Below are 12473 nucleotides of genomic sequence, written 5' to 3' on the forward strand. Positions count from 1 at the left end.
AGCTACCGATTGGACTAGGGGGTGTCACAACCTACCGAATCCAGACGAACTCCGAATGCCGTTAAATTAGATTGGGAGTGAGGGTAAGGGTGCTAAGGTCCTTATCCAAAAGGGAAACAACCCAGACCATCAGCTAAGGTCCCCAAGTGTATGCTAAGTTGATCAAAGGAGGTTCAGCTACAGAGACAGCCAGGAGGTTAGCTTGGAAGCAGCTATTCCTTTAAAGAGTGCGTAACAGCTCACTGGTCGAGTGGCAGGGCATCGATAATAATCGGGCATAAGTATACCACCGAAGCTATGGTACCGCAAGGTAGGTAGGGGAGCATTCCATCGGCGTTGAATGAGTATTGTGAGATATTCTGGAGCTTATGGAAAAGCAAATGTAGGCATAAGTAACGATAAGGCGGGTGAGAACCCCGCCCACCGATAGACTAAGGTTTCCCAGGCAATGCTAATCAGCCTGGGGTTAGTCGGGACCTAAGGCGTACCCGCAAGGGGAAGTCGATGGACAACAGGTTAATATTCCTGTACTTGCACAGAATAAAAGTGACGAGTTGTACGATAATGTGCGTACTGACGAAATAGTACGTTAAAGGCTACGGCTGAAAGTACTGCAAAACTTCGGTGGCGCAGATAATCATTAGACTATGGCTCCAAGAAAAGCGACTGCTGCAACCCGTACCGTAAACCGACACAGGTAGTCAAGGAGAGAATCCTAAGGTGCTCGAGTGATTCACGGCTAAGGAACTAGGCAAAATAGTCCTGTAACTTCGGGAGAAAGGACGCCTCCCTCGCAAGAGGAGGCCGCAGTGAAAAGGCCCAGGCGACTGTTTAACAAAAACACATGGCTTTGCGAACTCGAAAGATGAAGTATAAGGCCTGACACCTGCCCGGTGCTGGAAGGTTAAGGGGGGATGTTAGGGGTAACCCAAAGCATTGAACCGAAGCCCCAGTAAACGGCGGCCGTAACTATAACGGTCCTAAGGTAGCGAAATTCCTTGTCGGGTAAGTTCCGACCTGCACGAATGGTGCAACGATCTGGGCACTGTCTCAGCCGTGAGCTCGGTGAAATTGTAGTATCGGTGAAGATGCCGATTACCCGCAACGGGACGGAAAGACCCCATGAACCTTTACTGCAGCTTAACATTGGTATCGGGCAAGAAATGTGTAGGATAGGCGGGAGACTGTGAAGCGGTGTCGCTAGGCATCGTGGAGTCACTGTTGAAATACCGCCCTTTTCTTGTCTGGTGTCTAATCCTTATGGGAGACATTGTTTGGCGGGTAGTTTGACTGGGGTGGTCGCCTCCAAAAGAGTAACGGAGGCTTTCAAAGGTACCCTCAGTACGGTTGGTAATCGTACGTAGAGCGCAATAGCAAAAGGGTGCTTGACTGTGAGGCCAACAAGCCGATCAGGTAGGAAACTAGGATATAGTGATCCGGTGGTACCGCATGGAAGGGCCATCGCTCAAAGGATAAAAGGTACTCTGGGGATAACAGGCTGATCTCCCCCAAGAGCTCATATCGACGGGGAGGTTTGGCACCTCGATGTCGGCTCGTCACATCCTGGGGCTGGAGAAGGTCCCAAGGGTTGGGCTGTTCGCCCATTAAAGTGGCACGCGAGCTGGGTTCAGAACGTCGTGAGACAGTTCGGTCCCTATCTGTTGTGGGCGCTAGAAGCTTGAGAGGATCTGACTTTAGTACGAGAGGACCGAGTTGGACGAACCTCTGGTGTACCTGTTGTGGTGTCAGCTGCATTGCAGGGTAGCTATGTTCGGAAGGGATAAGCACTGAAAGCATCTAAGTGCGAAACCCACCTCGAGATGAGGCTTCTATATAAGGGTCGTCAGAGACGATGACGTTGATAGGCTGCAGGTGTAAAGTCAGAGATGGCAAAGCCGAGCAGTACTAATTACCCGATAACTTCCAAGACCGAAATTGTATTATTTTAGCTTGTTTACAGTATGTAAAGATTTTAATGGTGATGATAGCGCAGGTGTTCACCTCTTCCCATTCCGAACAGAGAAGTTAAGCCCTGTAGCGCCGATGGTACTGCATTAAACTGTGGAAGAGTAGGTAATCGCCAATCTTTTATTATATATATAAACCCTTCATATCTTTTAAGATCTTGAAGGGTTTTTTATTTGTATACTTAATATACCTTACCTCTTTAATACTTACCCACACCCCACTAAATCTTATCATCTCTACCAAATACAAACCCTATTATCCCAATTACTTAAATAACAAAAAAAGCTACCCTAATCATTATTCAATAATAAAAATGTTAGTCATTTTGGTGTTTTAAGACAAATACAATGTTTTTATTAACTCTTTCTCTAATTATATTTAGAGTAGAAATAATCAATAAAAACAACTTTATGTTCTTAAAAGCTAGCTCTTATATAATATTTACAATCTTTTCTTTGTTTGTTTTATCATGTCAAAATAATTCTAAATTAGAAAATACTCAATTCCTTGAATTAACAGATAAGATAAAAAGTTTTGACCTACTATTAGCAAACAGTCTTATTGTAGATGGTACAGGAAGAAACAGTTATAAGGCTGATATTTTAATAAATGATGATTCTATTATTTATATAGGAGAAGTTGATACAACTAAAATTACAGTAAGTAAAATATTAAATCTTGATTATAAGGTTTTGAGTCCAGGATTTATCGACACACATTCTCATGGTGATCTAGTTAAAAATGGTGATTTTAAAAATTTTATATCTATGGGTGTTACTACTATTTGCTTAGGACAAGATGGATTTAGTCCAGATTATAAAGATATAAACAAATGGATATTAGATGTTGATGATCAAGGTATTAATCCTAATATAGTAATGTTTACTGGACATAGTACATTAAGAACTCTTTCTGGAGTTGGTTATAATCCAAATCCTGATTCTGTTGAATTAAACAAAATGGCAGAATTATTAAGGTTCTACTTACAGAATGGGAGTTTTGGAATGACTACAGGTTTAGAATATACACCTGGAACATATGCGCAAAGTGAAGAGTTAGAGTTTTTAGCAAAAGTTGTTGGAGAAGAGGGAGGAATGATAATGAGTCATATGAGAAATGAAGATGACAGTGAGGTTGAGAATTCTATTCATGAATTATTGAAGCAAGGAGCCTATTGTCCAGTCCATATTTCTCATATTAAAGTTGTTTATGGCAAAGGAAAGGATAGAGCTAATGAGATTATTAAGTTGATAAATTCAGCAAGAAGTACTAATAAAAAAATAACAGCAGATATTTATCCATACAATGCAAGCTATACAGGTATTGGAATAGTATTTCCAGAGTGGGCAAAGCCTCCTAACAATTATAATCGAGTGCTGAGTGAAAGAGGAGATGAACTTGCTGTTTTTTTAAAAAATAAAATCCAGCAAAGAAATGGTCCAGAGGCTACTTTGTTTGGTACAGCTCCATATACAGGATTAACTTTACAGGAAGTATCAGTAAATAAAGGTAAACCTTATGAAAAAGTTTTAATGGAAGATATAGGGCCAAAAGGAGCGTCAGCCGCTTATTTTGTCATGGATAATGAATTACAGACTACTTTACTAAAAGATTCCCTTACAATGCTTTGTTCTGATGGTAGTCCAACAATGAATCATCCTAGAGGTTATGGAAGTTTTTCAAAAATGATTGAAGAATTTGTTGTAAGAGATTCAATTTTCACCTTGCCCCAAGCAATTTATAAAATGACTTATCTTCCAGCAAAAACATTGAATATTCAAGATAGAGGACAAGTGAAAGTTGGAATGAAGGCTGATTTATTAGTTTTTGATCCCAATAAAATTATTTCAAAAACTACATTTGAGAATCCGCATCAGCTCGCAGAAGGTTTTGATATTGTTATAATTAATGGTAAGGTGGTAAAAGATAAAGAAGAATTCCTAGATACTAAACCAGGAAAAGTTCTAAAACCACAAAGAGCCAAATAAAAAAAGGATAAACCTTAATGGAATATCCTTTAACTATTGAAATAATAATGTATTTATATTTTTAATGCAATAAAAGTAATATCATCTCGCTGATCTGAATTCTGTTGATGGTCTTGGAGAGTATTTTCAAAGACTAATTTTTGCTCATAAGTAGGTTTATGACCATTAGTTTTGATTAGTTCTTTTAATCTCTTACTACCAAACCTTCTTCTTTTTGAATTTGCTGCATCAATAAAACCATCAGTTGTAAGATATATAATATCACCTTTTTCTAAGTGCATTACTTGGTTTGTGAAAGTATTAGTAACTCCTTCATACCAACCACCAATTGATTTTCTATCTGGGTTTAATTTTTTAACTTCACCATTTCTATAATGGAATAATGGACACTTTGCTCCACTATACTTAAGACTTACTACCCCATCTTCCCATTTCTCAATACATGCTATACCAAGGTCCATACCGTCGACATTTCTAGAATCTTTTTGATTAAGAGATTCAGTAACTTGATAATGCATACTTTCAAGTATTTTAGCAGGATCAGTAATCTTTTGCTCATTTACAATCTGATTTAGGTGAGCATTACCAATCATAGACATAAATGCACCTGGTACCCCATGACCTGTACAGTCAACTGTAGCAATTATTGATTTGTTTCCTTGTTGTGAGAACCAATAGAAATCCCCAGAAACCATGTCTTTAGGTATATAGATTACAAAGTGTTCTGGAAATACAGTTTTTAGATCAGTCTCGGGAGGTAGGATTGCAGTCTGTATCCTTTTGGCGTATTTGATACTATCTGTAAGGTGATCATTTTTGGTTTCAAGCTCTACATAAGCATTTTCAAGTTCTGATTTACTTCTATGAAGATCTTCTTGAGTAGCTTGTAATTCTTCCATATTTTGTCTAATCTCTTCTTCCTGAGCTTGTAACTCCTCATTCTTCTCCATAATTTCCATTTGTTGTAACTTAAGCTTTTTATTAGCTTTTTGTTTCATCAAAAACGAGATTGAAATTATGATTAAAACTAGAATACATAGACCTATCATCCAAATACCATATTGTTTAATCTTTGCTTCTTCTTGAATTTTCTGATTTTGTAATTTCTTTTCGTTTTCAAGTAAAGCAATGGTATTCATCTTTTCCTGTTCCTCTAGTTCTTTTTGTTTAAGAGCTAAATCTTTTAATTCTTGGGCTTGTTTTAAATCGGTTATTGCTTTATCTCTTTGTTCAGCGTCAAGTTTCTGTTGTGCAATTTTTAATGCTTGTTGTACTCTATCTTTTTCCAGTTGTTCAGCTTGAAGTTGAGATTCTTGTAACTTCTTTTGCTGGGTAAGCATTGCAAGTTCTTGTTCTTTCTTCTCGGATTCTACTTTTAAATTAGAAAGCTCTAAATTTTTTAATTGTTGATCAGCCATCAATAGTTTTAAGTCTTTTTCTGCCTTCTCTGCTTCTAGTTGTTTATGAGTCAACTCCTCTACTCGTTGTTTTTCTTCTGCGTAGAAATCTTCCTTATATTTTAAATACTCTTTATATGCAGCAAGTGCCTTTTTAGAACTACCAGAGTTTTCGTATATAGTAGATAGGCGTAAATAATTTTTCTCTAAGCTTTCAAGGTCATTAATTTCTGTTGCTACATCAATAGCTTGTAAACAATAGTACTTACTCTTATCATAGTCTTTTAAGCCCATATATATCGTCACAAGATAATTAAGAGTATTTGCAATCTCTTTTTTGTTGTCTTCAGCTTTTCTAATAGAAAGAACCTCTTCATAATTTTCAATTGCTTTAGTAAACTCTTGCTTAGACTGATGAACAACTCCAATACTCATTAAAATAGGTGCATACTCAGTAGGGCTCTTTCCAACTTCTTTATATAAAGTCACACATTGTTCGAAATAGTTTAAAGCAGCATCATATTGCTTTAATTTTTGGTGTAGGATACCAATTTTATTTAAATAAAGCCCTATACCAGAAGTATCATTTTGTTGTTGCTTGATAAGATAAACTCGGTTACTAGCTGCTAATGCATTATTGAATTTACCTGATGTCATATAAAGAGTAATAAGCTTTTCTAAGATGCTTACTTTTCCTTCTTCATCATTTCTTTTGGTATATAATTCTATCAGTTCATTGTAATACTTTTCAGACCTATCATAATTTTGTAAAAGTTGATGTAATACAGCTAAGTATCTAATTATTGATTCTTCTTCACTTTGAAAATTATTTTTCTTCGTAATAGATAGAGCTTGATCATAATAGGAGAGGGTTTTATCAATAACCTCCCATTCTTGATAAAAGCTAGCTGTTTGAACATAAGTATTTACATAAACTTTAGGTTCATCAATTACATCAGCCGCATTAAGAGCTTTTAAGTAGTAATTTAATCCCTCCTTAAATTCTCTTTGTAAGCGTTTAATTTTACCAATATTAAGTGCAGATCGTAAAATACCTTGTTGATAGCCGATAGCTTCTGAAAGCTTTAGGGCTGAATCAGCAAAGACTAAAGAATTATCAAGTGAGCTTTCTTTGTCTTCAAAAAGTTCTTCTGCCATTTCATTTAATAGAAAAATCTGCAGAGTATCTGATTCGCGTTGAGTCGAAGTAGCTAACCTGTCTACTTTTTTATTATTAGTAAAGGAAAGGTTAGTTACAAATGGTAGCGTAAAGATGATAATAGAGTAGTAAATGAGGCTTCTCATTTGTATGGGTTTTGAGTGACTATATTTTAATGATGAACCAAATCTTTTCTGTATTATTGTTAGTCTAGGCTAACTTGTGTGAGAAAACGCAGCTATAAGGGGAAAATAACTCTCAATAATAGTTAACAATGCACAGAATGATGTTTATTATGCAATTTGAAGTGTTTTAGAAGAAATTATAAAAACGGATGGTTCTTAGAAATTACAGACTACAATTTGTACTTAGGTTGTTAATATTGTCTCTTTTAATAATGTTTTTTTGTTACCTTATTTTAGATTCCAAATGGCAAGTTACACCAGTACTTACATTGTTAACAGTCTTGTTTTCAATAGTAGAGTTAATCCGATTTCATGAGATGCAACTTCAATATCTAGAAAAATATTTAGTGGCTATTAAGCATAATGATATTTCAGGAAACTATATGCCTAAATTAACTGGTAAGTATCACAATAGAATTCGAGAAACAACTCAAAGCATTCATGAAGAATTAAGAAAATTGAGAAGTGAGAATCAAAGTGAGAAGCATTTTTCAGATTACATTGTAAATAAATTACCCGGAGCATTGATGTGCTATAATGATGCAAGGGAAATTATTGTACTTAATGAAGCATTTAAAGCAATGTTTGGTGTTTCGTACCTTTCTGTTGTAGATCAATTAGATAAGTTTATTCCAGGATTTACTAATGCTATAAATGAATTACAAACGAAAGGGAAGACTCTGTTTTCTTTTACTAAAGAAGGTAAACCGTGGCAAGTTTTAATGTATTATTCTGTATTTGTAAAAGATGGGAAGAAAATTTATGTAATTACATTACAAGATATTCAAAGTGAGATGATTGCAGCTGAAGTTGCCAGTTGGCAGAAACTTATTAGAGTTATGGCTCACGAAATTATTAATACAGTCACCCCAATTGTATCCCTTGCATCTGTAATGCATGATAAATCTCTATCAAAACTGAAGCAAGTTGTTAAGGACGAAAAACAATTTGTATTTGGTAATCTGGAGAAGGGGCTTTTTACAATTACTCAAAGAGGCAAAGGGCTTATTCACTTTGTAGATAATTATAGAAAGTTTTCTAAAACTGTTTCTTTAGACTATAGAGGATTCAGTATTTATAACTTGTTTGAAAGGACTATTACCTTATTTAGGCACAATACTGAAAATGAAGACATTCGTTTTGTTGTGAAGGAAATACATAAAGATTTAAGCATTTACGCTGATGTTGAGTTAATAGAACAAGTACTAATAAATTTAACTGTAAATGCGATTGCAGCATGTAGAACCAAAAGCAATCCAGAGATAATATTTGTAGCAACAAAAAATCAAGTTGGTGCAGTTGTAATTAGAGTTGTAGATAATGGTGTTGGAATACCTTTAGAGATTCAAGACCAAATTTTCACTCCCTTTTTTACCACTAAAGAAAACGGATCGGGAATAGGATTAAGTTTTAGCAGACAAATAATGAATTTTCACGGTGGAAGTATAGATGTATATTCTGAGCCAGAAAAAGGTAGTTCTGTAACTTTAGAATTTCCAGTAAAAAAATAAAGAGCAATTAATCTTTTATTCGTGCAATAAGTGGGTTTTCTGCTTCATACTCAATATTTACTGTATCACCTTCTTTAAAAGGAAGAGGTTTGTTATAACCAGTTTGCGCTCTAAACCTAACCATTTGTGCTCCTTGAACTCTAAAGCGAATAATAGGGTAAAATTTTTCATTCTCACTGTTTTCTCCTGGAATTACTAATGATTTAACACTTGGTTGGTTAATTTCCTCAAAGCCCATAATTTCTCCAGTTGTTTCTACAGCATTCTGTATTTTTTGCTTGTTTTTACTTACTAGATATAGATAAACTGCTACAGCTAGAAGTACAATAATAATAGAAATAACAATACCCATGGTAAGAAAAAATAAGTTTAAAAAGTAATACTTAAATTCAATATTAAACAAGTATTATAGGGAAATAGTATTAAAATTTATTGTAAAACTAGTAATATTAATTATTCTGCTTTTGCATTTTTTATGATCGAACTAATTATATTTTCTGGTGCGTTTTCATGCTGTTGGGCAAGAGTTCTCAAGCAGAAGTATTGAAGATTAGATTTTCTGCCAGTTGAAGCAGTAAACCCCCAAATAACTTGTGTGTTGCCTTCAAAAATGTCGTTAATTAAATCTCTTTGCCCAGTATGGACAACTTTGCCGTCTAAAGTTACTTTAATGGTTTGGGTTTCTGGATTCCAGCTAAACCTAAAATCATGGAGAAAGTTATCCTCAATATTAAAGTCATCTTCATTATTATTCCAATGAGATTCATGAAAGCTAATTCCATTTTCAAGATATGCTATATGATCATACCATGGGTCATTTTGTTGTGGGTTTTGATAAGTGTCAAACTCGACAGCAATTGATGGAGTAATTGAATTTGCCCAATAAGCAGAAGGGCTCCATCTGCCATATCCCATACATTCTCCCCAAGTACCATATGCTTCATATCCTCTAGGGTCATTATGAATTACAAAAGTAATTCCATCTGCACCTTCGTCATTAGCTCCAAAAAATATATCAAAGGTAATCTCAAAGTAATTGCTTAAATCTAATTTTGTTTGATAGTATGCAATACCTTCTCTATACTGATAATCAGGAGTTAACCTAATACAATTTCCAGACATATATTCAGCATCACCAATTAATTCAAATTGCGCATTTGCTACTTGAGAAAAAACAAATAAAGAAAGAAGGAGTGTGAGATAGCGGTACATATTATAAATAGCTTAGTAAAAAAATCTTCATGGATAATTAAGGTTTGATTGTTAGAGAGTTGAGTGTAAGCACTGAATGAGTAATACCTAATTTACCAAAATTTTCTCAAAAGGTGGTACAACTTATTATGAATGGTTGAAATTTTTATTAAAAAATAAATCCACTAATCTCATTAACTTCCATTTATAGTCAAATCTTAAATTGTTTGAAAAATCATAAAATTTGGTCTATCTTTATGAAGTACGCATAAAATAAATAGAGAAAAATTATCTATTTAACAATTGTGTTTCTAAAAGAAATATAAAACTAAATTATTTACCCCTAAATCGCTTTTTATGTCATCATCAATTAACAGAAGAAATTGGCTGAAATCTGGTATGTTACTTTCAGCAGGTTTAGCAGCAGGCAATTGGACAGAAGTACTTGCCGAGTCTCGCAGAACCAAAAAAATTCCTCAAATGCTACCAAGTGGATTATTAGAGCATGAAGCTCCAGATATTCCACCAATGAAGGCTAGGTTATTAGCTAATGAAAACCCATTTGGCCCATCAGATAAAGCTAAGCAAGCAATTAAAGATGCAATTGATACCAGCTTTAGATATGGATGGGAAGGTAAAAGAGAGTTTGTTAACCTAATTGCTGAAAAAGAAGGTGTAACTCCAGATCATATCTTATTAGGAGCTGGCTCTACTGAATTATTAAATGCAGCATCTTGGTATTTTGCTTTAGAAACTGAAGGCAAAATTATTTCTGGAGATTTAACCTACGATTCATTAATAAGAACAGCAGCTGTACATGGTGCTGGTTGCGATAGAGTTCCTCTTACCTCTGATTTTAAATTGGACTTGAAAGGAATGGCTGATGGTGTTCATAATGGAACAAGTATGGTTTACATTTGTAACCCTAACAACCCAACAGGAACCACTGTAGATAGCAAAGAGCTGGAAGACTTCTGCATGAGAGTTTCTAAAAAGACTCCTATTTTTATAGACGAAGCTTATATAGATTTTACTGATAATCCAGAAGAAAAATCTATGATTAAATGTATCAGAAAAGGTTATGATATTATGGTGGCTAGAACCTTCTCAAAGCTTCATGCTTTTGCAGGTTTGAGAATCGGATATTTAGTTGCACTTCCAGCTACAATTACTAAAATAAAAGAATATGCTTCAGGTGGGGGTACTATCTCTGCTCCATCAAGTGCTGCTGCAGTAGCTAGTTACCAAGATACAGATTATCATAAGTATGCCTATGATATGAACAATAAATCTAAAGGTTATTTATACAAAACACTTGAAGGTATGGGTATGGAGTACATTCCATCTGAAACAAGTTTTGTGTTATTTCCTATAGCTGTAGATGCGCAAGCTTTTAGAAAACAAATGTTTGAAAAAGGTGTAGGAATACAGACAAGGAATTATAAAGATCAGGATTATTGCCGAGTGAGTATTGGTACAATGGATGAGATGAAAGTCTTTACAAAAGCATTGAAAGAAATTGTAGCTTAATAAAAAAGAAAAGGTCACCAAAAAAGAGGTGACCTTTAACTTTGGAATATGATAGAAATTTATTCTCTAATTTTCATAAGGGTAAGTAAATATTTCCCTTTTTCATCTGCTTTTTCTTCTAAACTGTAGTGTAAATACTGTTGATCGTTCCAGAATGAAGCACCAGCAGTTTGCATAGCCACAAAGTTGCCATCACGATCAGCTATTTTCTTAGCAGAAGATGTTTTAGTCATATTTGCTGGATTAAACTTTCTTACTTCACCATTAGCTCTGTTTATTACAGAGATAATTCCATCGCTTTCCATACTTACCAGTCTATTAAAAGACTTATCGTTCTGTTGATCTTCTAAATCTAGATTAGTGATTTTTAACCCACTGTTATCTATTGAAAAAGTATATGCGCTTTTAAATTGATAAGCAGCTACGTCATTCATTCTTTGAGTAAATAAGTGAATGTTATAATCATTATAATTCATATTATTTACTGCCCACATCTTTAAAAATTGGTGATTAGGATCTTGAATGATCAGGTTTTTCAAATCTGATTTTTTTTCTTGTACAATATCATAAGATTCAGCTACTGCAACAAGCTTGTTATCCACTGCATAAACTTTATTAATATTTATATAGTTTAAAGCTTCATTATTTCCTTTGCTCTTAATATCCATAGTTGCATTTCCTGATGCATCAGAAAAAGCATAAAACTGAGTGTTTGAATTTAATTCGCTATAGAAAATACCAAGTGGTTGTACTGATTTTTTTAAACTATATGTTCCAGCTACAATTACTTTGTTGTTAGAATTTTTGGAGAAGTGACCTTCAAGAATTTTTTTACCATCTTCCGGAATAATTTCACCTTTTTCAATAGTATTACCACTATTATTAAATGCCTGATAGTAAAGATTTAAATCTTTAGGGTCTGATGATTTTAAACTTGCATAAATTTTATCATCAATTACAGAAAGGTGTTGTACGAAGGCAGGTAAATTATTTTGATGTAAATTAATCAGTTTTCCTGTTTTATTTTCGAAGTCAAGTTTTACAACTAAACCTTTCTTTCCTTTAACACCTGCTAAAAATAGACTGCCATCAAGTGCAATTGATTCATAATAATATACCTGAGGTAATGCATAAAAATCATTTGTTTTTATGCTTAAATTTCTGAGGTCAACTTTAAAGGCAGTTATTTTTTCTGAGTTAAGTTGGCTGTAAACAAGGTAGAGAAAGTCTTTATCTGTATAATAATGGTTGAAATCCATTTTCTCATCAACAGCTAAATCTAATAGCGCTTTCTGATTAAGTCGACTATCCAATACTTGTAATGAAATACTTTTGCTGGTTGATCCTTTCTCTGCTTTAGCCTCTTTTAAAAGCAAAATACCGTGATCTCCTGCAGAGATTATATTGGTTTGTTCGTTCTGGGCATCAATTGTTATTTCTGTTTTACTTGCCATTAGTAGTTGAGCAAGGCAGCTTGTTTGTTGAAGAAAAACAAATAAAGCAGCAAGAAATAAAACTGGTTGTATAATTTTCTTCATGTTGAA

7 protein-coding genes and 2 rRNA genes (1 of these 9 cut by a window edge) are annotated in these 12473 nt (G+C 34.4%); 5 read left to right on the top strand and 4 right to left on the bottom strand.

The genetic code is table 11. The features are described from left to right. From OQ292_RS13070 to OQ292_RS13080, 3 genes are all read left to right on the top strand, one after another. Positions 1-1929: ribosomal RNA gene (locus tag OQ292_RS13070) — 23S ribosomal RNA — on the top strand; it begins 888 nt to the left of the window's first position. 45 nt (positions 1930-1974) lie between these two features. Further along, a 5S ribosomal RNA gene (gene rrf / locus OQ292_RS13075) occupies positions 1975-2086 on the top strand. Between the two features lie 229 nt (positions 2087-2315). Continuing rightward, entirely contained in the window at positions 2316-3956 is a 1641-nt protein-coding gene (locus OQ292_RS13080) for an N-acyl-D-amino-acid deacylase family protein (RefSeq protein ID WP_284682577.1), read from the top strand. A 53-nt stretch (positions 3957-4009) separates the two neighbouring features. Here the strand turns inward: OQ292_RS13080 and OQ292_RS13085 are convergent, their stop codons facing one another. Beyond that, entirely contained in the window at positions 4010-6658 is a 2649-nt protein-coding gene (locus OQ292_RS13085; RefSeq protein ID WP_284682578.1) for a tetratricopeptide repeat protein, read from the bottom strand. 251 nt (positions 6659-6909) lie between these two features. Here OQ292_RS13085 and OQ292_RS13090 point away from each other — a divergent pair, with 251 nt between their 5' ends. Then, positions 6910-8208: a sensor histidine kinase gene (locus tag OQ292_RS13090; protein WP_284682579.1), complete on the top strand. Its 1299-nt coding sequence runs from the start codon at positions 6910-6912 to the stop codon at positions 8206-8208. Between the two features lie 7 nt (positions 8209-8215). Here OQ292_RS13090 and OQ292_RS13095 read toward each other — a convergent pair whose 3' ends face one another. Both OQ292_RS13095 and OQ292_RS13100 read right to left on the bottom strand, forming a co-directional pair. After that, positions 8216-8560: a DUF3592 domain-containing protein gene (locus OQ292_RS13095; RefSeq protein ID WP_284682580.1), complete on the bottom strand. Its 345-nt coding sequence runs from the start codon at positions 8558-8560 to the stop codon at positions 8216-8218. A gap of 101 nt (positions 8561-8661) precedes the next feature. Continuing rightward, positions 8662-9420: an L-type lectin-domain containing protein gene (locus OQ292_RS13100; protein ID WP_284682581.1), complete on the bottom strand. Its 759-nt coding sequence runs from the start codon at positions 9418-9420 to the stop codon at positions 8662-8664. A 336-nt stretch (positions 9421-9756) separates the two neighbouring features. Between OQ292_RS13100 and OQ292_RS13105 the strand changes: the two genes are divergently transcribed. After that, positions 9757-10929 carry a pyridoxal phosphate-dependent aminotransferase gene (locus tag OQ292_RS13105; protein ID WP_284682582.1) on the top strand — a complete coding sequence of 391 codons (1173 nt, stop codon included), beginning with the start codon at positions 9757-9759 and terminating at the stop codon, positions 10927-10929. Positions 10930-10988: 59 nt separating this feature from the next. On the opposite strand, the gene OQ292_RS13110 is transcribed toward OQ292_RS13105, so the two are convergent. Next, positions 10989-12467 carry a hypothetical protein gene (locus OQ292_RS13110; protein WP_284682583.1) on the bottom strand — a complete coding sequence of 493 codons (1479 nt, stop codon included), beginning with the start codon at positions 12465-12467 and terminating at the stop codon, positions 10989-10991. Between the last annotated feature and the right edge of the window lie 6 nt (positions 12468-12473).

This window comes from Chondrinema litorale (assembly GCF_026250525.1).
Classification (GTDB): domain Bacteria; phylum Bacteroidota; class Bacteroidia; order Cytophagales; family Flammeovirgaceae; genus Chondrinema; species Chondrinema litorale.